This is a genomic window from Coprococcus sp. ART55/1, assembly GCF_000210595.1.
GTDB classification, from domain to species: Bacteria; Bacillota; Clostridia; order Lachnospirales; family Lachnospiraceae; genus Coprococcus; species Coprococcus aceti.
This window is the reverse complement of record NC_021018.1, coordinates 1,879,231-1,902,366: the sequence shown is the minus strand read 5'-3', so window position 1 is coordinate 1,902,366 and position 23,136 is coordinate 1,879,231. Positions and strand designations below refer to the sequence as shown.

The 23,136-nt window shown below is 46.8% G+C and carries 16 protein-coding genes and 1 pseudogene; 16 read left to right on the top strand and 1 reads right to left on the bottom strand.

The window, feature by feature from the left end; all coding sequences use genetic code 11:
- The 11 genes from CCU_RS08660 to CCU_RS08610 form a co-directional block, all read left to right on the top strand.
- Positions 1-811 (top strand): FHA domain-containing protein (locus tag CCU_RS08660; protein ID WP_208896120.1); only part of this gene is annotated, 811 nt, incomplete at its 5' end.
- A 46-nt stretch (positions 812-857) separates the two neighbouring features.
- Positions 858-1,628, top strand: a complete 771-nt coding sequence (locus CCU_RS08655) for a PP2C family protein-serine/threonine phosphatase (protein ID WP_015534340.1) — start codon at positions 858-860, stop codon at positions 1,626-1,628.
- 13 nt (positions 1,629-1,641) lie between these two features.
- Positions 1,642-3,777 (top strand): serine/threonine protein kinase, encoded by a 2,136-nt coding sequence (locus CCU_RS08650; RefSeq protein WP_015534339.1) that lies wholly within the window; start codon positions 1,642-1,644, stop codon positions 3,775-3,777.
- Positions 3,778-3,794: 17 nt separating this feature from the next.
- Positions 3,795-4,556 carry a hypothetical protein gene (locus tag CCU_RS08645; protein ID WP_015534338.1) on the top strand — a complete coding sequence of 254 codons (762 nt, stop codon included), beginning with the start codon at positions 3,795-3,797 and terminating at the stop codon, positions 4,554-4,556.
- Between the two features lie 12 nt (positions 4,557-4,568).
- A complete protein-coding gene (locus CCU_RS08640; RefSeq protein WP_015534337.1) occupies positions 4,569-9,749 on the top strand; it encodes an Ig-like domain-containing protein in 5,181 nt (1,726 codons plus the stop codon).
- A gap of 16 nt (positions 9,750-9,765) precedes the next feature.
- On the top strand, positions 9,766-10,416 hold the full coding sequence (locus tag CCU_RS08635) for an HAD family hydrolase (RefSeq protein ID WP_015534336.1): 651 nt from the start codon (positions 9,766-9,768) through the stop codon (positions 10,414-10,416).
- 74 nt (positions 10,417-10,490) lie between these two features.
- Positions 10,491-10,853 (top strand): TIGR04086 family membrane protein, encoded by a 363-nt coding sequence (locus CCU_RS08630; RefSeq protein ID WP_015534335.1) that lies wholly within the window; start codon positions 10,491-10,493, stop codon positions 10,851-10,853.
- A gap of 72 nt (positions 10,854-10,925) precedes the next feature.
- Entirely contained in the window at positions 10,926-11,075 is a 150-nt protein-coding gene (gene scfA, locus CCU_RS08625) for a six-cysteine ranthipeptide SCIFF (RefSeq protein WP_015534334.1), read from the top strand.
- Positions 11,076-11,221: 146 nt separating this feature from the next.
- Complete coding sequence (scfB, locus tag CCU_RS08620; protein WP_015534333.1) at positions 11,222-12,586, top strand: thioether cross-link-forming SCIFF peptide maturase; 1,365 nt, start codon at positions 11,222-11,224, stop codon at positions 12,584-12,586.
- A gap of 21 nt (positions 12,587-12,607) precedes the next feature.
- A complete protein-coding gene (locus CCU_RS08615) occupies positions 12,608-14,800 on the top strand; it encodes a protein translocase subunit SecDF (RefSeq protein WP_015534332.1) in 2,193 nt (730 codons plus the stop codon).
- A gap of 102 nt (positions 14,801-14,902) precedes the next feature.
- On the top strand, positions 14,903-15,595 hold the full coding sequence (locus tag CCU_RS08610; protein ID WP_071849498.1) for an HAD family hydrolase: 693 nt from the start codon (positions 14,903-14,905) through the stop codon (positions 15,593-15,595).
- Between the two features lie 168 nt (positions 15,596-15,763).
- Here the strand turns inward: CCU_RS08610 and fucO are convergent, their stop codons facing one another.
- Positions 15,764-16,912: a lactaldehyde reductase gene (gene fucO / locus CCU_RS08605; protein WP_015534330.1), complete on the bottom strand. Its 1,149-nt coding sequence runs from the start codon at positions 16,910-16,912 to the stop codon at positions 15,764-15,766.
- Between the two features lie 269 nt (positions 16,913-17,181).
- On the opposite strand from fucO, the gene recJ reads away from it, so the two are divergent.
- The 5 genes and pseudogenes from recJ to CCU_RS08580 form a co-directional block, all read left to right on the top strand.
- Entirely contained in the window at positions 17,182-19,065 is a 1,884-nt protein-coding gene (recJ, locus tag CCU_RS08600) for a single-stranded-DNA-specific exonuclease RecJ (protein WP_015534329.1), read from the top strand.
- Positions 19,066-19,128: 63 nt separating this feature from the next.
- A complete protein-coding gene (locus tag CCU_RS08595; protein ID WP_015534328.1) occupies positions 19,129-19,653 on the top strand; it encodes an adenine phosphoribosyltransferase in 525 nt (174 codons plus the stop codon).
- A 35-nt stretch (positions 19,654-19,688) separates the two neighbouring features.
- Positions 19,689-22,133 (top strand): RelA/SpoT family protein, encoded by a 2,445-nt coding sequence (locus CCU_RS08590; RefSeq protein WP_015534327.1) that lies wholly within the window; start codon positions 19,689-19,691, stop codon positions 22,131-22,133.
- A gap of 17 nt (positions 22,134-22,150) precedes the next feature.
- Positions 22,151-22,792 (top strand): MBL fold metallo-hydrolase, encoded by a 642-nt coding sequence (locus CCU_RS08585; RefSeq protein WP_243440880.1) that lies wholly within the window; start codon positions 22,151-22,153, stop codon positions 22,790-22,792.
- A gap of 21 nt (positions 22,793-22,813) precedes the next feature.
- A pseudogene (locus tag CCU_RS08580) lies at positions 22,814-23,136 on the top strand (coproporphyrinogen dehydrogenase HemZ); the annotation flags it as partial.

The window sequence follows — 23,136 nt, the reverse complement described above, 5'->3', positions numbered from 1 at the left end:
GGTGCCAAACGGAATGCCACCGATGGGCATGCCGCCAATGGGACCGAATGGCCCAATACCAAACGGTCCAATGGGATCAAATGGAATGCCACCGGTAGGCGTGCCGCCGATGGAGGAGCCGGTTAAGCCTGAGATGGCTGGAGCACAGCCGCAGGGGGATAAACCGGAGAATGTTGAGACGGTTGAAGCAGAAGCACAGGATGCCAAGCCGGAGATTGTAGAGCCTCCTGTTGAGGCAGAGCCGCAGGATGTCAAGCCTGAGCCAGCAGAGCCGGTTGAAACACAGCCACAGGAGATAAAGCCAATACCTCCAATGCAGGGCAACCCATTTGGAGGAAACCCGATTCCACCAATGCCACAGGCGCAGCCAATGCCGCAGATGCAGCCGGTGACACCAATGCCACAGATGCAGCCGGTGCCACCAATGCCGCAGATGCAGCCGGTACCACCAATGCCACAGACACCGCCGATGCCACAGACACAGCCAGTGCAGGGCAATCCATTTGATGGAGCACCGGCACCATATTTCCTTAGGGTGAAGACGGGCGAGAGAATAAGCTTGGACAAGGCAGAGTTCAAGATCGGACATAAGGCAAGACTTGTGGACTATGCGATTACTGACAATTCAGCTATAAGCAGAGTTCATTGTGTCATCACCAAGAGAAATGGCGTGTGCTTCATCAGCGATAACAAGTCTACAAATGGTACATTTGTGAACGGAGAGGAATTGAAGGCGGGCGAAGAAAAGTTCCTGACGAACAATGCGATCGTTATACTCGGGGACGAGGAGCTTGTCTATCACATTAGATAGAATATCCGCAACGAGAGTTGAGACATAAATATTGGGAGGAATGTATATGGGGTTTAGCGCAGTATACAATACAGACGTAGGAATAAAGAAAAAGACAAATCAGGATTCGCTGGCGATCAAGATAGCGGATACTCCAAATGGACAGGTCGTGTTCTCCCTCGTATGTGATGGCATGGGAGGTCTGGCAAAGGGAGAGGTTGCCAGCAAGGAAGTCATAACAGCTTTCTGCAACTGGTTTGACACACAGTTTGTTGAGATGGTTGACAACAACAGCTTTAGTGAAGAGCTGCTGAGATACCAGTGGATAAGACTTGCCGTGGAGCAGAATGAGAAGATCAAGGCGTATGGCGAGCAGAATGGATTTATGCTTGGTACGACCATTTCTGCGATCCTCATATACAGAGAAATGTACTACATTCTCCATGTTGGAGACAGCCGAGTGTATGAGATCACTTCAGGGATAAGGCAGCTCACCGCAGATCAGACGCTTGTTGCAAGGGAGATCGCAGCGGGAAGACTTACACCGGAGCAGGCGGAGACGGACAGCAGACGAAGCGTGCTTCTCCAGTGTATCGGAGCTTCACCTGTGGTGGAACCGGATTTCGTAGTTGGGCAGGCAGCTCCCGGAGCGCATTACATGCTGTGTTCTGATGGATTCAGACATAAGATAACGCCTCAGGAGATGATAGAGAGACTTGGCCCGGGAACATGCGTCGACGAGGCGAAGATGAAGGAGGGCTGTGAGTTCCTCACAGAGCTTGTGAAGTACAGAAAAGAAACGGATAATGTAACAGTAGTGCTTATTAAATCGGAGTAATGGGGATCGATATATGACAGAGTTAGGAACGGTATTAGACGGAAAATACGAAATACTTAAAAAAGTCGGTCAGGGTGGTATGTCAATAGTTTATCTTGCCATGGATAACCGACTTAATAAACAGTGGGCTGTAAAGGAGATCAAGAATGATGGCTCCAAGAGTACAGCCACACTCTTAAAGGGATTGGAGCGAGAAGCAAATATCCTCAAGGATGTGGATCATCCGGTACTGCCACGAATCGTTGATATCATCAATGAGAATGGCACGATCTACGTTGTCATGGACTTCGTAGAAGGACGTCCACTCAGCGATGTGCTCAAGGCGGAGGGAGCACAGCCACAGGAAAAGGTAATCGAATGGGGCAGGGCGCTTGCCAGTGCACTTGACTACCTGCATTCCATGAATCCGCCGATCATATACAGAGATATGAAGCCTTCAAATGTCATGCTGAAGCCGGATGGCTCGGTAAAGCTTATCGACTTTGGAACGGCTAAGGAATACATAGTGGAGAACAATGCGGATACCACGGCTCTTGGAACAAGAGGCTATGCGGCACCGGAGCAGTTCGGTGATGCGCAGGGACATGGAATCTACAACACGGATGCAAGAACAGATATTTACAATCTGGGAGCAACGCTCTATCACCTTGTTACCGGCAAGAATCCATGTGAGCCTCCTTACGAGATAAAGCCTATCAGACAGTGGAATCCGATGCTCTCATCAGGATTTGAGAGAATTATACAGACGTGCTGTCAGCCGAGTCCTGAGGACAGATATCAGTCTTGTTCAGAACTGCTGTATGCGCTGGATCACTACAACGAGCTCGACGATGCATACAAGGCAAAGGCAAAGCATAAGATAGCAGCGTTCTCAGTGGTTGCGGGATTATCGATACTCTCAGCGTGTTGTGCTGTGATAGGCGGAGTAAAGAAAGGCCAGCTCAAGGATCTTGATTACAACAACAAGGTCAACGAGGCGAGGGATGCAGTCGACGAGGGCGATTACAACAAGGCATTTGAGTGCTATAAGGCGGCTGTCGACATAGACCCAACCGCATCGGATGCCTATATAGGCTATATGGAGACATATGCTTACTATTATACAGAGGACGATGGAAACACTTCGGCCAACACCGAGACGGCGGCAGAAAAGGGAATAAGACTTGCACTTAAGAACAAGGACGAGATAAAGGACGACGTAAAGTTCAAGATAGCCATGTTGTATTACGACGAGGTCAAGGACTACAGTGCGGCCAAGAAATATTTCAATATGGTTGATGAGAGCAAGGACTTCCCGGATCAGGCAAAGCAGGCAAAGTATTACGCTGCGATATGTGACAGCAAGATAAACAAGTCTGCAAGCTTTGATACGAACAAGGAAAATATATTTGCATTCCAGGATTACAACAGTGACAACATAGATGACACCAATCCTGACAAATACACCAATTACCTCAACATAGCTTACATATATCTTGGCGAGATATCCAATGATCCGGAGCTTGCGAACAGAATAGAGGTGCTGATGGATGAGGCGATGAAGAACCTGGACGACAACGCAGAGGTGCTGAACAGCCAGTTCCCGGCGGACAGAGGCGTAAAATACTACAATGGCCAGTATTCAGGAGTTATGTACTCGGTATATACAGAACTTGCCGAGAATGCGGATGATGCGGGCCAGCAGTTACATTATTACAACTCTGCGGCGAACAGTGCAGCGCTTTATCTGAACAGTCTGGATATAGAGGGCGAGAATGCGACAGAGACATCCAAGAAAGCATATTCAGAATACTCGGTGAACGAGGCTGAGACTTATATCAAGATGGCAGAGAACAGCGGCGATGACAGCTACTATGATGAGGCAGAGAGAATATATGGCAACGCTGAGACTACACTTGGAACCGATGACAACGCAGCGGTCGTGTACGTAAGCCATCTGAGTTATCTGGTCGATAGATATTCGAATAAATTTGGAAGCGATTCGGCAGCATGGAATGCCAGTGCCACAAGGGCTGTGAGGAAAGTGTACGAGAACGGTAACAAAGTTCCGGCACTTGCAAATGGTCTTAAGCAGGGATGGCAGTCGTTATCCAATGACCTGACAGTTAAGAGCATAGTAAATGGCAGTTCAAGGTCAACGAGCGAGTAAGGGAGGAGTGAAAGGTTATGGCAACAGTTTATAATGTAATGTTATATGGCGGCCTGGCACTTGCGATCGTATTCGCTATTGTGGCGGTGGTACTGTTCTTCGTGTTAAAGATACCGAAGGCGGTGGGAATTGCCACAGGCTCAACAGCCCGTAAGAAGATCGATGAGATCAAGGAGAAGGGCTATGAGAGTGTACAGGGAGGCGGTGCCTCCAAACAGGAGGCGATCAAGAACCATACATCCAGAATTTCGGTAAGGGATGTAAAGTCAACTGCAGCCGAAAAACATTCTGAGAAGGGAATGGCAAATTACGAGAAAGCGATAGCTGATCTCGGGAAAAAGAGACTGGAGGATGAAGGCGAGACTGCAACTGATATTCTCCGCGATGATGCCGAGGAGGCAACAGATATTCTGAGGGAAGACGAAGAGAATCTTGACATAAATGGCAGCAGCTTTGAGGAGGCGACAGACATCCTCAGAGAAGATGCGGATGAGGAAGCAACGGATGTACTCAGAAATGACGAGGCAGACGAGGAAGCAACGGACATACTCAGAAGTGATGAGGCGGACGAGGAAGCAACGGACATACTCAGAAGTGATGAGGCAGACGAGGAAGCAACGGACATACTCAGAAGCGATGACGCAGACGAGGAAGCAACGGACGTACTTAGAAGCGATGACGCAGATGATTCCACAGCCGTTCTTCAGGGAGGACGCGCAGCGAGCTCGGTAAGAATGATAAAGAATGTAATTATAGTACATTCCGATGAAGAGATATAGGAGGAGAGGGACATGAAAAAGGTTATGCAGAATAAATCACTTTTGCATCGACTGATCGCGCTTACGATGGCGGTAGTTATGACACTCACTCTTGTGGCGATCGATTCACATTTTCATTTGTTTGCGGAGGAGGAAGATACACAGACCATAGATGTAACGGCCATTGTAAAGGGCGATAAGGCGGATATGGTGTATGGCTTCAAGGATTTTGACAAGGCAATAAAGTTCAAGATCAAGTCCGACAAAGTTGACGGAATCGACAGCAGCAAGTTGGGAGTGGCTGTTTACAAAGGAGCTACAGCGGACGATAAGATCGCTACAGCCACAGATGCAGCAGGAAAGCTTGTCACATTTGATAATGTGTATGAGCTGAAGAATGACACAGCAGTACAGAAGATAGCTATTTACTATTATACAGGTACTGATGAGAGCGGTGATTTCGAGCTGCTTGGAACCATAAAGGTTGCCGTGGATAAGCAGGCACCTACAATATCGGTTGAGGCTGATGATAACTACAATCTTCACAACAAGGTGAGCGATGGCTATTATCTCCTGAACCTCACAAGCAGTGATGCCGACAGAACATTTGTGATAGACGCCAAGGATACCACAGATGCAGCAGAGGAAAATGCCACAGGAATAGACTATGTGGAGTATTCATCAGACAATGGAAAGACCTGGAGCAAGACTGAGAGCACATCCCAGTTTGTTGCACCTGATAAGAGTGGAACATACAAGTTCAGAGCGGTCGATGTTGCAGGAAACAAGTCAGAGGAGACCAGTGTTATCGTCAAGAAGCTCAACGAAGCTCCTGTCATAACAAGTGTTACCCCTGAGATCATACAGAAGAACGGAGTGGATTACAGATTCCCTCAGCTCAAGGTAGATGATGCTTATAAGTTCACTGTACAGGTGAAGAAGGTTACAGCCGGCAGTGATAACACTGAGATAGATGACGTGAGCCTGTACTACAAGCTTACGGGTGCAGCTTCAGCAGTGGAGTGCACAGGCAAAAAGGCTGTGTCCGGCGGATATGAATATGAATTCGAGATAAGTGCACAGTGGTTCAAGAAGGACAATGCAGACAATGCAAAGAAGCTTGTCATTTACGCCAAGGAGAACGAGTTTGGCAATAACTCAGTCGGCGCAGATGAGGATGGCGACATTGTATTTGTAAAGGAAGGAAAGCCTGAACTCACAGTTACAGGCGGTTCCACAAGCTATGTGAAATCCACAAAGCTGACAGTGAAGGCAACTGGAGAGTATTCTTACATAGACACCGTGTCATACAGCGTGGATGGCAAGAAGGAAACGATCCTTGAAAAAGGAAACAAGTTCACATACAGCAGCGATGTCCGTGTGAGCGGTGGAGATGTACAGGATTCAACAAAGTCAGACATATATCTGGCTGATGGAGAGCATACCATCACATTTGCGGCAAAGGACTTCGCCGGAATAGATGGCAGGATAGAGACTGTAGTCAAGGTGGATAATACAGCACCTGTTGTAAAGGTTACGGACAACGCCGGAACAGACAGGACAAACAATGATCAGCAGTACACGGTCACAGACGCAAAGGAAGCTGTTCTTAATATAAAGTACAGCGATGCCACATCAGGTGTTGCATCGGCGGTCGCTTCACTCAAGAAGGCAGATGCAAATGGATCATATACATCAGTCAAGAACTGGTATTCAACATCTACAGGTGACAATGGCCTGCAGAGCGGAAAAGAGATAAGCATAGATGGTTCAGGAAGCTATGTCCTGACAGTTGTGGTAACTGACGAGGCTGGAAATAAGACAGAGACGAACACATATGTGTATGTCAATGTGGATGGCCTTTCAGGAGAGAAGTTATCTGCGAACGGTACAGATGCTGACAACGGCGCTATATTCTGGAGAAATGATGATACTCTGACTGTAGAGGGTGCAGTATCAGGCTTCCAGCTTGCAGCAGATGACGCAAAGCTGGTGATCACCAGAACATCATTTGCAGGAAAGAAGGATAAGGCAGTTGAGGTAAAGGGTACAGTTGCCGCTGCATATGACAAGAATACGGTCAACATATCCTACGAGCTTCCAGATGAGGGTGTGTACGAGATCTCACTCATGGCGAGAATACACGATCCGAACAATGCTGACACGAAGTTCAAAGAAATACAGAGCATAAAGGTTTACTATGATAAGACTGCACCGGCAAATGTGAAGCTGGAGTGTGCAAACCAGAAATACAAATCAGGATCGACATTCTATTACAGATCAAAGAGTGACGTGAAGATCAAGGTCTCTGGTTCCGATAACGATGACAGCAATGGCAAGGTTACATATACAGTAGGCAGAAGCAGCACAGCCGGATCACAGGACATTACAGGAAGCATTAATGTATCAGGAAATGATATAGAAAAGACACTGGATGCAAAGGCCCTTGGCATAACAGATGAAAATACAGAGTACACGATGACTGTTAAGCTGAAGGACAGAGCAGGAAACGAGAGCAAGGCCAGTCAGGAGATACACCTGATAGTTGATACCGTCAAGCCATCAGTGTCAATAGATGGAACTGCCGGCGGAAAGCTGATAAATTACTGGAATAACAGCAATGTGACCATAACAGCAAGGGGAACTGACAATTACTTCGTGGAGAAGTTCGTTGTGACAGGAACACGCGATGGCAAGAGCATAAGCAAGTATGAGCTGGATGCGGATTACACTGCAAATGCAGCAAAGTCCACAACATTCAGAGAGCCTGGACTTTATAATATCACGATAGTTGCTGTCGATGAGGTTGGCAATGAGTCGGGTAAGGCAACAACTTCATTTGTAATAGATAAGAAGAGCCCTGAGATATCAGTTGTGTCCGGTGGAAGCAGCAGATTCCTTAACAGGAGCAGAACTATTACATTTGGCATAGAAGACGATTATGGAATGGATGCACAGAATGCGACGCTTAAGGTGTACTACAAGACCTACAGTGATTCAAACTGGTCAGAGACCACAGTTCCGTTCCAGACAGCAGATGGCAAGACCACTGCAGCATATAAGATGACAGCCAAGGGCGGCAAGGCAACTGTATATTATTTCACAGTTGAGGGAGCCGATAATTCCGGCAATGCACTGAAGCCGGCAGCAGACGAGGCGTTCGGTGTTCAGGAGGGCACAAGTGCTCTCAAGACAAAGAATTATTACGTCGACACCACAGAGCCACTTGTGTATGTGGACGATGATCCTGAGTACAGACTGGATAATAACAATTACTTCAAGACTTCAATATCATTCAGAGTTGGTGTGGAGGAACAGTTCAAGTCGCTTCAGAACACTATTATCACAGAGAATGATGGAAATGTAGCAGTGGATGAGAATCCGCAATACTTCTATATAAAGAGTAACGGCGGAACATGGGGCAAGAAGTACACATATGATAAGGAAGGTGAGTATGATCTCACCATGACCGTTACCGACAAGTGTGGAAATGAAGGAACAACAGGAACCCATTTCTACATAGACAAGCACAAGCCTGAGATACAGCTTGGAAATGTCAACACTATAAACAACAGAGATGTGACAGTCCCTGTAACACTTACAGATAACATGAGAGGTGGAAAGTACACCATTCATGTAGTCAGAACAAATGAGGGTGGATCTGTTGTAGAGAACAGAGATATCAGAAAGAATGTTACCTGGGGAACAAAGGGTGATGGAGTCAGCACAGTCAGAGAGGTACTCAGCGGTGTGACATTTGACGCCCAGGGCGATTACACAGTCACCGTGTCCGCAGAGGATAAGGCGGGCAACAAGGCTGTGACCAGAACAGTGAAGTTCAGAATCGATAAGACTGCACCGGTTATATCGATTTCAGGAATGAGCGACAGACAGACAACGGCGGTAAATGCAACCATCAGCATAGATGAGGCATTCTCATTTGCATATGAGAACAACAATCTTGCCGCAGATGCATTTAACGTGACAATAACCAGAAAGACGGACGGAACAGCGGCATCGAATATCGCTACGCTGGGAACAAGCAGCTTCTCAGGAAGCAATCCACATACCGCAACTTACAACTTTACAGAGGATGGCGAGTACACGATCACAGCAAATGCAAGAGATCTTGCAGGAAATGTGGCAGCCAGCCAGACCAAGACCTTCAAGGTTGACTCAAAGGCACCTGTTGTAAAGGTGAGCGCAGTGGATAAGAACAACAAGGAAGTAAAGAATTACGACCCAATAGGAAGTATGGATTCTTCCGCACCGAACTATGTTGATATGTCACTGAGCGTTCAGGAGTCATTCTTCTCGACAGATGATGTGAAGATAACCGTGAAGAAGGACAGCAAGGATGTGTCATCATCATACTTTACAAATTACAGCAATTCTTCAGAGCTCAGCACAGGAAGCCAGAGATTCTCTGAGGATGGTGTATACGAGGTGTCAATAACAGCGCAGGATGAACTGGGAAATAAGGCTGATGATTACAGCCTGGTATTCACAGTCGATAACACACCACCTGAGCTCAAGGCTACATCGACACTTGCCGGATTCATGAGCAAGAGCATTGCAAGCGATGACGGAACACTGCTTCTCAATGCATCAGATTTTGCTGATATACGAGACAAGGGCTACGAAGCACTGTGGGATGTAAGTGATACTTCAGACTTCTCGGTTGACGCCAAGATAGACGGAGTAAATCTTATCGATTTCTCAGATATGACAGACGGATATCACAAGATAACACTTACAGTAACTGACAAGGTTGGACACACGGCAACACAGGAATTTGATTATACTTATGATGGTACTGCACCACGAATCATCATAACAGGTGTTGAGGATGGAGAGACTCTCAGAGAGCCATTCAACATGACGATAGGTCTTGAGAATGAGGAAGACGAGATCACATCCATCGTTATAAATGGCAATACCATAGATCCTGCAAGCTATCAGGCAGATAACAAGTATGAGATGCAGGTAGATCAGTATGATACATACACGGTTGAGGTAACAGCCCAGGATAAGGCCGGTAATATAGCGACAACATATGACAGAGAGACCGGAGAGGTATTCACCTTCAAGCTCAGCGAAAAGATGTCACCGGTTGTGCTGATCATAATAATAATCGCAGCGATCCTGCTTCTTGCATTGCTTGCATTCATCATCATAGCTGGCAGAAGAAGAAAGAAAAACGCCGCTGCTTAATGTAGGAGAAAGTGCTATGTACAGGGCAGTTGTATTTGATATGGACGGCGTGTTGGTAGACACGGAGAAGATATACAGGAAGTGCTGGAAGGAAAACGGCATGAGCATAGGGATTCCTGAGGCACAGATGGAAAATGTATGTGACCGGGTGGCTGGAGGCAACAAGACCTCCAACGCCCGGGTGTTTAAGGAAATAATGGGCGAAGATTTTGATTATCTTGCGTTCAGACAGAGAACAATGGATCTGTTCGATGATCATGTGGAAAAGTATGGAATAGACATAAAGCCACATGTCGAGGACACGCTGAGATTCTTAAAAGAACACGGCGTGAAGATGGCACTTGCAACCTCCACTGCGAGGACGAGGGCGCAGCAGAGACTTGATAGCGTTGGAATAGCCGGATACTTCGATGAAAAGGTATGCGGAGACGAGATCACCCACGGAAAGCCGGAGCCTGATATATATCTGAAGGCCTGCGGGAAGCTGGACGTAAACCCGGACGAAGCGGTGGCCGTTGAGGACTCTGTGAATGGTATCATATCTGCCAGCCGGGCAGGGCTATGTACGGTCATGGTGGTGGATCTGATAAAACCAAATGGTATCACGCGCGAGCGTGCATACAAAACCTTTTATGATATAGAAGATATATGCAGCCTGTTTGAGTAAACAGGCTGTATTTTTATTAATAAAATGAGGAGGAACATCATAATAATGTAAAGAGTAAAGAATATGGTGGTAGTATGTCTGCAAGTCAGAAATTTATGGGAGTTGTAAAGGGACTGATCCTGTCCTATCTGCTCACGATAATCATGCTGTTTATAACGGCGGTGGTCGTATACAAAGTGGGGATAAGCGATAAGGTGCTCGGTATACTGGTTGTTGTGATATACATAGTGGCCACATTTGCCGGGGGCTTTGTTACGGGCAGAAAAGTCAGGGAGAAGCGTTTCCTGTGGGGGATGGTGTATGGCCTGACTTACATATCGGTCGCATTGACCGTGTCGGTGTTGTTTACAGGTTCAGGCGACAGAGAGGGAATAGCAGTTATAACCAAGTGTATTATGTGCGTTGCAGGCGGGATGCTGGGGGCTATGCTCAGTTAAAAAAAACTTTTACTTTATATATCTTTGTGTTATAATCCCGATATATGACATAAAAAGAGAGGTGTATCCAGAATGAAGAGAATTAAAACACTCACAAACAGGACTATGAAGAATACAATGGTCAAGGGTGGATGTGGCGAGTGCCAGACATCATGCCAGTCAGCTTGTAAGACATCATGCACAGTTGGTAATCAGAGCTGTGAGAATGTTAACAACAAGTAATTTGTAACAGGTTTGTATTTGATCAGCTAAAGGGGACCGTCGTTTATGATGACAGTCCTCTTTAGTGCGTGTATAAGGGTGCCGTGTGTGGCGCCTTGAATTAGAATTTCACGGATAGATCCGATGGAATATATTGAAGGAGAATTATGGTTCATCAGTACAAGAACAATGGTTATAATATAGTGCTTGATGTCTGTAGTGGTTCTGTACATGTCGTAGACGATCTTGTCTATGATATTATTTCTTTATATGAGGAGAATGATAAAGAGCAGATTATAAAGGCACTGTCACAGTATGACAGCGCAGATGTTTCCGAGGCTTATGACGAGGTAGCCCAACTGGTAGAGGACGGAACATTATTTACAGATGACGTATACAAAGATTATATTATAGATTTCAAGAAGAGAAAGACAGTTGTCAAGGCGTTGTGTCTGCATATCGCCCATGACTGTAACCTTGCCTGCAGATATTGCTTTGCTGGTGAGGGAGAATATAAGGGAGACAGGGCGCTTATGTCACTTGAGGTGGCAAAGAAATCCCTGGATTTTCTGGTTGCGAATTCCGGTTTAAGAAGAAATCTCGAGGTGGATTTCTTCGGCGGTGAGCCGCTTATGAACTGGGATGTAGTCAAGAAGACCGTGGAATACGGAAGAAGCCTTGAGGAGAAGTATGACAAGAAGTTCAGATTCACACTTACTACCAACGGAGTGCTTCTGAATGACGAGATCATGGAATTTGCCAACAGAGAGATGGCGAACGTGGTGCTCAGCATAGATGGAAGGAAGGAAGTCCACGACTACATGAGACCTACCAGGAATGGCAAGGGAAGTTATGATGTGATACTATCCAAGTTCCAGGAATTTGCCAAGAAGAGAGCAGGCAAGAGCTACTACGTAAGAGGTACTTACACTCATAACAATCTTGATTTCTCACAGGACGTGCTTCATATGGCGGATCTGGGATTTGACCAGATATCCGTTGAGCCTGTTGTATCACTTCCGGACGAGCCATATGCTATAAAGGAAGAGGATATACCGGTACTGCTTGAGCAGTACGATATCCTGGCTAAGGAGATGATCAAGAGACATAAGGAGGGAAGAGGCTTCAATTTCTTCCACTTCATGATAGATCTTGAGGGTGGACCTTGCGTAGCCAAGAGACTTTCCGGTTGTGGTTCAGGTACAGAGTACATGGCGGTCACTCCTTGGGGAGACCTTTATCCTTGCCATCAGTTTGTTGGTGAGGACGATTTCTGTATAGGAAATGTATTCGATGGAATCAAGAATCAGGATATAGTCAATGAATTCAAGCTGTGCAATGTATATGCCAAGGATAAGTGTAAGGACTGCTTTGCAAGATTCTATTGCAGCGGTGGCTGTGCGGCCAACTCATACAAGTTCCACGGCAATATACTTGATGCATATGACATAGGTTGTGAGCTTCAGAAGAAGCGTATAGAATGTGCAATCATGCTGAAGGCGGCTATGGCCGATGAGGCAGAAGAGGAATAAAAAGGGTAAAAGGAGAAGACGATGAAGAAGACAAAGAGAAACGCTGTGCTCGTCATCATTGCCTTTCTGCTTATACTGGGTGTTGCTATATATACAGCAATATTCGGTGTTGCAGACAGAGGTAAAGTCGAGTACATCAAGCTTGGACTTGACCTTAAGGGTGGTCTGAGTGTAACTTACGAGATTCAGGAGGATGATTACAGCGACAAGGATCTCGAGGATACCAAGTATAAGATTGAGCAGCGTGTAGAGGCCTACACCAATGAGTACTCAGTCTATGAAGATGGAGACAAGAAGATCACAGCAGAGATCCCGGGTGTAACAAATGCAGATGAGATACTTAATGCTCTGAATATTGAGGGAAAGCTTGAGTTTCTTGATCCGGACAATTATACAAAGTGGTCACAGGGACAGGAGTATGAGGCTGCTCTTACAGGAGATGACATCAAAAATGCCACAGCCGGAATTGACTCAGATAACGGCAATGACAATGTGGTACAGCTTGCATTCACCGATGAGGGAGCTCAGAAGTTCGCTGATGTTACCGCGGCAAATGTTGGGAATATAGTATACATTATATATGACAACAAGGTCGTAAGTGCACCAACAGTACAGTCAGCCATAACAGGCGGAAGCGCAGAAATCAACAAGATCGGAAGCTACGAGGAGGCCGAGCAGCTTGCTACTACTATCCGTATCGGTGCACTTCCTCTTACACTTAAGCAGGTTCGTTCCAATATAGTAGGTGCTACACTTGGATCAGATGCCATCAGCACAAGCCTTAAGGCAGGTGCGATCGGTATTGCACTTGTATTTCTTATCATGATCATAGTATTCAGGATCCCAGGTCTTGTGGCATCATTTGCTCTGGCATTCTACACAATACTTGATCTGCTGGTACTCAATCTGTTCAACGTAACACTGACACTTCCTGGTATAGCTGGTGTTATCCTGTCAGTAGGTATGGCGGTCGATGCCAATGTAATCATATTCACGCGTATCAAAGAGGAGCTGGCGGATGGCAAGTCCGTAAAGCAGGCTGTAAAGGGTGGTTTCCACAATGCCCTGTCAGCCATCATAGATGGTAACGTTACAACACTTATAGCAGCTCTTGTACTTGGAATATTCGGAACAGGTACTATCAAGGGATTTGCGATCACACTGGCTATCGGTGTTGTTCTTTCAGTATTCACAGCTCTGGCAGTCAGCCAGTCACTGCTCACAGCGCTTGTAAATCTCGGCGTTACAGATGCCAAGTATTTCGGCGTTGCAAGAGAGCCAAAGAAGACAAACTTCGTGAAGGCAGGTAAGTTCTGTATGCTCGGATCACTCATTGTGATCATCGCATGCTTCTGTATGATGCCTGTTAATAATAAGTCAAAGGGTTCACCACTTAACTTCAGTGTTGAGTTTGCAGGCGGTACAAGCCTTACAGTAGGTTTTGACAAAGAGTACTCACTTAGCGAGGCTGAGAAAGATATAGTTCCTGTCATTGCAGAGGCAGCCGGTATCGGTGAGGCGGGAATATCAGTACAGACAGTATCAGGTACAAATGAGATCGTGTTCAAGATGCCTGAGCTTTCAGATGACGGAACAGATGACTCACAGATGTCCAAGGTGCGCAGCGCACTCACAGACAAGCTTGGCGCAGATGTCAAGGAGGCAAACGTAATAAGTGGATCAGTCAGCAGCGAGATGTCCAAGAACGCTATATTCTCAGTTATCCTTGCAGCTATCCTGATGCTTATATACATTGCTATCAGATTCCATGATGTGAAGTTTGGTGCAAGTGCAGTTATCGCACTTCTCCACGATGTTGCGATGGTATTCTGTCTGTATATTATACTGAGACTTACAGTTGGTAACACATGTATCGCATGTCTGCTCACCATAGTTGGTTACTCGATCAATGCTACTATCATCATATTCGACCGTGTAAGAGAGAATATAGGTGTTATGAAGCCTAAGAAGGCCACATACAAGGATATAGTCAACCTGAGTATCAACCAGACCTTCAGCAGAACAATATATACATCACTCACAACATTTGTTACAATATTCGTTCTGTATATCATGGGTGTAGCTTCTATCAAGGAGTTCGCTCTCACACTTATGGCTGGTGTAGTTATCGGTGCTTACTCTTCAGTATGTATCACAGGACCACTCTGGTACTACATGAAGACAAAGCTTGGTAAGACAGAAAAAGATGCTTAATAGAATAAAGTTATCGGACGGATGTCAGATGACAGATGATAACAGGCTTCCATGGCAGAGATGCTGTGGAAGCCTGTTGTATTATTGGGAGATGGAAGAGATATGAATTGTAAAGCAGTGGTGTTTGATATGGATGGAGTCATCCTCGATTCAGAACAATTGGTTGTCAAGAGCTGGCAGAAGACAGCGGACAAATATGGCATAGAGGACATAGAGAGCTTCTGTATGGCTGCCCTTGGACTCAACCGTGAGGCGGCGAAGAAGCTGTTCGTGCAGATGTACAAAGGAAGATGTGGTGAAGGACAGGATACATTGGATGAGGAGAGATATGAGAGCCTCAAGGTTGAGATGGCGGCGGAATTCCACCGGGCAGCGGCAGAGGGAGAGCTTGTGCTGAAGCCGGGAGTTACGGATATGCTGAAGATGCTCAGGGATAATTGCATACCATGTGCCCTTGCCACATCCACCAGAAAAGAGGTAGTCACCATGGAGCTCATCAACCTCGGGGTGATAGATTACTTCGACAAGCTTGTATGTGGAGACATGGTAGATCGGAGCAAACCCGCACCGGATATATTCCTGAAGGCCTGTGAAGAGCTTGGAGTTGAGTCGGAGAGTGCATGGGCGGTGGAGGACTCATACAACGGAGTCAGAGCAGCATATGCGGCAGGGATGAAGATTGCCATGATCCCGGACCTCGTGCAGCCGGATGATGAGATGAGGGATAAGGCAGATTTTATATTTAAGAATATGAATGAGTTTCAAGAGTATATTCTTGAGTCCATCAGAGCATGACAGATGGATCCGACGAATAAAAAAAGAACTCCTGATGCAGAGAGAGCAAAATCTCTGTAACAGGAGTTCTTTTAGTTAGTTTTTAGGGGTTTAAGGGGACTGGTGAGGTCCCATATATAATATGTAAGTCCCGGCAAAGGACTGACATATTTTGATCTAATGGGTCAGTTAGATCAATGACTCGTAGAGTTTGGTGATATCCTCCACGCTAGTCTCCTTTGGATTGCCCGGACGACATGCGTCATCGTAGGCTGACTGTGCCAGGAATGGAATATCCTCTGGCTTTACAATGTCTTTAAGGTCTGTAGGAATGCCTACATCGATGGACAACTGGCGTACTGCGTCAACTGCAGCTTTTCTGTATTCTTCCTGGGTCATGTCGTCTACGCCCTTGACGCCCATGGCTCTTGCTATCTCACGATACTTTTCTCCTGTTGCTTCTGCATTGTATTCCATTACAGTAGGCAGGATAATCGCGTTGGCAACACCGTGAGGTGTGTCATACAGAGCTCCCAGTGGATGAGCCATGGAATGAACGATTCCAAGACCTACATTTGAGAAGCCCATGCCTGCAACATACTGGCCAAGAGCCATATCTGCACGGCCCTCAGGTGTATTGGCAACAGCCCCTCTGAGCGAACGGCTGATGATCTCGATTGCCTTGAGGTGGAACATGTCTGACAGCTCCCATGCGGCTGCGGTGATGTAACCCTCGATTGCGTGTGTCAGTGCATCCATACCTGTGGCTGCTGTGAGTCCCTTTGGCATGGAGCTCATCATCTCAGGATCGACAAATGCCACAACAGGAATGTCCTTAGGATCAACACATACCATCTTGCGGTTCTTCTCAACATCTGTGATGACGTAGTTGATAGTTACCTCTGCTGCGGTTCCGGCTGTAGTTGGAACTGCAAATATAGGAACTGATTTATTCTTTGTAGGTGCAACACCCTCCAGACTTCTGATGTCTGCAAAATCAGGGTTGGCAATAACTATGCCGATACCCTTGGCAGTGTCCATGGATGATCCGCCGCCTATGGCGATGATGTAATCTGCCTCAGCAGCTTTAAATGCGGCCACACCCTGCTGCACGTTCTCTATAGTAGGGTTTGGCTTGATGTTGGAATAGATCTCGTATGCAAGCCCTGCACCGTCCAGAACATCGGTGACCTTCTTGGTCACACCGAACTTGATCAGATCAGGATCTGAGCACACAAGAGCCTTGGCGAAGCCTCTGCCGACTGCCTCTGTGGCGATCTCAGCGATGGCACCCGCTCCGTGGTAAGAGGTTTCATTGAGTACGAATCTGTTTGCCATAAAAATATCTCCTCCTTTGCACTGCGCATTTGTGATAGAACTTCCAGATACTGCCATCAAAATGCACAAAAGATATATTCAAAATGTATATTTATTATAACATTTGTACAATAAAAAGCAAATAGACATAACAGGTGAAATGTCAACATTTACAGGCAAAATGGTGGCATTTACACTGGTAATACCATAATGCGTCTGCTAAAATATGTGGATGGATACAGCAGGGATGCGGATATGTCCCAGGGATAAAATGATACGGAGAACAGAAGATGACATTGACACCGGAGCAGAAGGATATAATAGATAAATATGTGAAGAAGCCAGAGTGGAGAGTGGCGGGCAAAAGAGCGGACTTTAATGCCATAGGCGAGAGGTTCGGTGTGAGTCCTGTTGTGGCGAGGGTTATCACGAACAGAGGAGTCACCGGGGAGAAAGCCATAGCTATGTACCTTGATGGCGACTGGGATTCCATGCACGATCCGGCACTGATGAAGGATATGGTGGAAGCCGGTGAGATAATAAAGGAAAAGCTCAGCGATAACAGGAGAATAAGGATAATCTCGGACTACGACGTGGACGGAGTTACCTCCAATTATATATTGCTTCTCGGTCTTCGGAGAACATGGGCGGCGCTGCACGGAAGCTGCGCTGATGACTGCACCGTGGTGGATTACGACATTCCACATCGAGTGCATGATGGATACGGAATAAATAAAAGACTTATAGATGCCGCCATAGCGGATGGTGTTGATACTATCATAACCTGCGACAATGGAATAGCGGCGATAGAACAGGTGAGATATGCGAAGGAGCGCGGGCTTACGGTCATCGTCACGGATCACCATCAGATCCCATTTGAGGAGAGTGATGGCGGCGAGCGGGTATATATGCTGCCCCAGGCGGATGCGGTCATAGACAATCAGAGGCAGGACTGTGAATATCCATTCAAGGGGCTGTGCGGGGCCGGCGTTGCGTTCAAGCTCATCCAGTACATGTACAGGATATGCGGGATAGCCGAGAGCGAGGTAAATGAATTCATGGAGATCCTGGGGCTGGCTACCAACTGTGACATGATGGATCTGGTGGATGAGAACAGAATCTATGTAAAATATGCCCTTGAAAGTCTGAAGGACAGCCGCAATCCGGGGCTGAATGCCCTCATGAGGCTCAGCGGCAGAAATGAGAAGAAGATATCAACGTATGATCTGGGATTTCTGATAGGGCCGTGCATCAATGCGGCGGGAAGACTGGGGGATGCGAAACAGAGCCTTGAGTTCTTGCTTGAGAGAGATCCAAATGTCGCCGAGGCAAGGGCTAGGGAACTGCTGGCTGTCAACAATGAGAGAAAGAACATGACGGAGGCCGGAGCCCGGCATATCACAGATATGCTTGAGACAGCCACTGTGAACGGAGAGTTCGGACAGGCGGCTACCCTTGCGGACAAGGTGCTTGTGGTGTATATACCGGCTGTACATGAGAGCGTTGTGGGAATAATCGCCAGCAGGCTCAAGGAGGCATACACAAGACCTGCGATGGTGTTCACGGACGCAGAGACGCCGGGGATACTGAAAGGATCGGGAAGATCCATAGACAGCTACAACATGTTCGAGGAGCTGAACCGGTTCCGGGAGATGTTCACTGCATTTGGCGGACATGCCATGGCGGCGGGCTTTTCCATAGAGAAGGAGAGGCTTGACGAGCTGAGGCGGAAGCTCAATGAAGCGGCGGTGCTGACGGATGAAGATATAACACCTAAGCTGATGATAGATGTGGCCATGCCGCTGGCGTACAACAGCATAGAGCTGACGGAACAGATCGAGAGGCTTGAACCATACGGAAAGGGTAACAGGAAACCGCTGTTTGCACAGGCGGCAGTACCGGTGCGAAGGGCGCAGATACTTGGAAGAAACAAAAATCTTCTGAAGCTCCAGCTTGATACCGGGTACGGAAGGTGCGTGGATGCCATAGATTTTGATCCGGATACATTTGTGAATAACATAAAACAGTGGTTTGGAGAGGATGAATGTGTTAAAATGTTAAATGGTCAGCCGAACGCCGTAGTGATAGATGTCGCATACTATCCGACCATCAATGAATATATGGGAAGACGTTCGCTCCAGATGAAGATGGAGGCCTATAACAAGGGAATATAAGCTGACTTTGATGAGAATACTATTAAGTGCATTTGTAATATATATCATACAGGAGGACGTAAGATGAGTGAGGTAGAAAAGTATATCAAGAGTATTCCTGATTTTCCACAGCCGGGAATCATATTCAGGGATGTGACAAGTGTAACAGAGGATCCTGAGGGCATGAAGCTGGCCATCGATGAGATGGACAAGCTGCTGGAGGGAGTAGATTACGATGTCATCGCCGGAGCAGAGTCCAGAGGATTTATATTTGGAGCACCGCTGGCATACAAGAACGGCAAGGGACTTGTTCTCGTGAGAAAGAAGGGCAAGCTTCCGAGAGAGACCGTGGAGATGTCTTACGATCTTGAGTATGGACAGGCTACTATAGAGATACATAAGGATTCCATCAAGCCGGGTGAGAAGGTTGTGCTGGTGGATGATCTTATTGCAACAGGTGGAACCATAGAGGCTGCGGCTAAGCTTATAGAGAGTCTTGGCGGAATAGTAGTCAAGATGGTATTCCTCATAGAGCTGACAGACCTGAAGGGAAGAGAGAGACTTTCCAAATATGACGTGGCTTCAGTAGTACAGTTTGAGGGAGAATGATCAGGGCAGAATAAAACAGGAAGTGTGGTGAGCATATGGGAGAGACATTGGATAAGACACAGGACAATATAATAGCTCAGGAGACGAAGAGAGCTGCGGAAGCAGGTGTTATCACCTCGGAGCAGGCCACGAAGGATGGAATAGCAGCCATCGAGAAGGCTCTTGCGTCTGGCAAGAATGTTCCTCAGAATGAACTTATAAAGCTGGAGGAGCAGGCGAATAAGCAGATGAAGGCGAAGAGAGAGATAGATCTGTCCACACCGGCAGATTTTACACCGCCGGAGGAATTGTATAAGGAGCTTATCTCAAGGATACTCACATATCACCCATCTGCCGACATCACTATGATAGAGAAGGCATATAAGGTGGCGGACGCTGCCCACAAGGGACAGCTCAGAAAGTCCGGGGAGCCTTATATCATGCACCCTCTGAATGTGGCCATAATCCTGGCAGAGCTTGAGCTCGACAAGGAGACGATAGTGGCAGGAATACTCCACGATGTCGTTGAGGATACAGTCATGACATCTGAGGAGATAGCAGCGGAGTTCTCTGAGGAGGTTGCTTTCCTTGTGGATGGAGTTACGAAGCTGACACAGCTCAAGATGACCACGGACAAGATAGAGGTTCAGGCGGAGAATTTGCGTAAGATGTTCCTCTCCATGGCGAAGGATATCAGAGTCATACTGATAAAGCTGGCGGACAGACTCCACAATCTGAGAACCCTCCAGTATCAGTCACCGGAGAAGCAGATAGAGAAGGCCAGAGAGACCATGGATATATATGCACCTATCGCACACAGACTTGGTATCAGCAAGATCAAGGTCGAGCTGGATGACCTGTCCATGATGTACCTCATGCCGGATGTGTACAAGGATCTCAAGGCGCAGATAGATGAGAAGCTTACCGAGAGGGATGCTTATATCAAGAGGGTCGTTGCCGATGTCAAGAAGCATATCGATAATGCCGGACTTGAGGCTGAGATAGACGGAAGAGTAAAGCATTTCTTCAGTATATATAAGAAGATGAAGAACCAGAACAAGACTCTGGATCAGATATACGATATATTTGCGGTACGTATCAAGGTGAATACGGTCAGGGACTGTTACTCAGCACTGGGTATCATTCATGAGATGTACAAGCCTATTCCGGGAAGATTCAAGGACTACATAGCCATGCCTAAGTCCAACATGTACCAGTCCCTTCACACCACACTGATCGGACCTGAGGGACAGCCATTTGAGATACAGATAAGAACCTACGAGATGCACAGAACGGCTGAGTATGGTATCGCTGCGCACTGGAAGTACAAGGAGAACATAACCGGTACGGTCATGCAGAAGGAGGAGGAAAAGCTCTCCTGGCTCCGTCAGATCCTTGAGTGGCAGAGGGATACCGATGACAACAAGGAGTTCATGAGCTTTGTCAAGACTGACCTTGATCTCTTTGCTGAACAGGTATACTGCTTTACTCCTGCCGGAGATGTTAAGAACCTTCCTAGCGGATCCACACCTATAGATTTTGCCTATGCCATTCACACGGCGGTGGGTAACAAAATGGTCGGTGCAAGGATCAACGGACGACAGGTTCCTATAGATACCAAGCTTAACAACGGAGATCGTGTGGAGATCATAACCTCACAGAACTCCACAGGACCAAGCCGTGACTGGCTGAATATAGTCAAGAGTACACAGGCGAGGACAAAGATCAACCAGTGGTTTAAGCATCAGCTCAAGGATGAGAATATCAGCCGCGGAAGAGAGCTCATACTGAACTACTGCAAATCAAAGGGAATAGACTACTCCATGTACTCAAAGCCTGAGTATCAGGAGAAGATATACAAGAAGTACAATTTCCAGGATTGGGATTCCATAGTTGCCGCCGTTGGACATGGCGGAATCAAGGAAGGTCAGATAGTAAACCGTCTGATTGATGAGTACAACAAGGAGCACAAGCCACAGACTGCCACGAACGCTGAGGTTCTGGACGAGTATTCGGTGAAGAAGAACCATGGCAACCATACCGGCAAGGGTGGAATAATCGTAAACGGCATAGATGACGTTGCCGTGAGATTCTCCAAGTGCTGTTCACCTGTTCCGGGGGATGAGATCATAGGATTTATCACCAGAGGACGAGGTGTGTCCATACACCGTACCGACTGTGTAAATGTGTTGTGCATGAGCGAGGCGGACAGAGCCAGAGTCATCGAGGCTGAGTGGAAGGATGACGCTGTTGCATCGAACACATACATGACCGAGATAAATATATATGCAGATGACAGAAACGGCATATTATTTGACATAACCAAGATCCTCAGCGAGGCAAATATAAACGTAAACAGTATCAACAGCCGTACAAGCAAGCAGGGCAAGGCTACGATCACGATCTCATTTGCGATCAAGTCGAAGGAACAGTTGAATACGATAATTGCCAAGATAAGGAATGTTGATAATATAATTGATATAGAGAGAACTACGGGCTGATGGCCGGAAAGGTTTATATGGCGGAATTAAAAGTTATCAGAAGTGAGCTGGGAGGATTCCAGACGAATTGTTATATAGTGGCAAATGAGCAGACCGGGGAGGCGATAGTCATTGATCCTTCATGGAATGCGAATTATATATACAACACACTGAAGAAGAATGAGTATACCTGCGTTGGCATTTATCTCACCCACGGTCATGTGGATCACATGGCGGCGATGGGAGATCTGAAGAAGCTCACAGGCGCGGATACATATGCTTCGGAGGACGAGAAGGAAGTTCTCGGCAACAGCAGGGTGAACCTGTCGGCGATGATGACCAGTGTATTTGAAAAGGTGATAGAGACTGAGACGGATCACTATCTGAGCGACGGCAGTGTGAAGAAGCTGCTTGGCACTGAGATGAGCTGCATCAGTGTGTCGGGACATACCAGAGGCGGAATGTGCTATTACTTCGAGTCAGAGAATATACTGTTCTCAGGGGATACGCTGTTCAAATACAGTGTGGGAAGATCGGATTTCCCTACAGGTGATGAGCATGCGCTGCTCGAGAACATAAGAGAGAAGCTGTTTGTGCTTCCTGATGATACCGTGGTGTACCCTGGACACGGGGAGACAACACTTATAAGAAAAGAGAAGAAGATGAATCCGTTCTTCTGATGGGCGGATCATGGTGGAAATATGATATTACTGATACAGAATATAGAAGATTACAACAATGATCTCCGGGTGAGTCTCCAGGCCTTCTACGGCGGTGAAAGAATAGTGGTCCCGGAGATATTTGACAAAAAGCCGGAGCTTAAGGCGGAGATAGACAAGGAGCTTGTGGCGGATATAGATGACAATAGAATAAATATAGAGCTGTATTCTGTAGCAGACGGAGGAGAGCGGACTTTGGCGTGCAGCACACAGATCCCTGTGGATGGCGACTGCCGGGATAAGAGTGCCGTGAGGAATCCGTTAAAGCTGGCGATATACAACATGCTTTCGGAGTATACAGACCG

Bases quoted from the DNA above. Each gene is read 5' to 3' on its own strand.
- CCU_RS08655 (WP_015534340.1), top strand. From the start codon at position 858: ATGGGGTTTAGCGCAGTATACAATACAGACGTAGGAATAAAGAAAAAG.
- CCU_RS08650 (WP_015534339.1), top strand. From the start codon at position 1,642: ATGACAGAGTTAGGAACGGTATTAGACGGAAAATACGAAATACTTAAA.
- CCU_RS08645 (WP_015534338.1), top strand. From the start codon at position 3,795: ATGGCAACAGTTTATAATGTAATGTTATATGGCGGCCTGGCACTTGCG.
- CCU_RS08640 (WP_015534337.1), top strand. From the start codon at position 4,569: ATGAAAAAGGTTATGCAGAATAAATCACTTTTGCATCGACTGATCGCG.
- CCU_RS08635 (WP_015534336.1), top strand. From the start codon at position 9,766: ATGTACAGGGCAGTTGTATTTGATATGGACGGCGTGTTGGTAGACACG.
- CCU_RS08630 (WP_015534335.1), top strand. From the start codon at position 10,491: ATGTCTGCAAGTCAGAAATTTATGGGAGTTGTAAAGGGACTGATCCTG.
- scfA (WP_015534334.1), top strand. From the start codon at position 10,926: ATGAAGAGAATTAAAACACTCACAAACAGGACTATGAAGAATACAATG.
- scfB (WP_015534333.1), top strand. From the start codon at position 11,222: ATGGTTCATCAGTACAAGAACAATGGTTATAATATAGTGCTTGATGTC.
- CCU_RS08615 (WP_015534332.1), top strand. From the start codon at position 12,608: ATGAAGAAGACAAAGAGAAACGCTGTGCTCGTCATCATTGCCTTTCTG.
- CCU_RS08610 (WP_071849498.1), top strand. From the start codon at position 14,903: ATGAATTGTAAAGCAGTGGTGTTTGATATGGATGGAGTCATCCTCGAT.
- fucO (WP_015534330.1), bottom strand. From the start codon at position 16,912: ATGGCAAACAGATTCGTACTCAATGAAACCTCTTACCACGGAGCGGGT.
- recJ (WP_015534329.1), top strand. From the start codon at position 17,182: ATGACATTGACACCGGAGCAGAAGGATATAATAGATAAATATGTGAAG.
- CCU_RS08595 (WP_015534328.1), top strand. From the start codon at position 19,129: ATGAGTGAGGTAGAAAAGTATATCAAGAGTATTCCTGATTTTCCACAG.
- CCU_RS08590 (WP_015534327.1), top strand. From the start codon at position 19,689: ATGGGAGAGACATTGGATAAGACACAGGACAATATAATAGCTCAGGAG.
- CCU_RS08585 (WP_243440880.1), top strand. From the start codon at position 22,151: ATGGCGGAATTAAAAGTTATCAGAAGTGAGCTGGGAGGATTCCAGACG.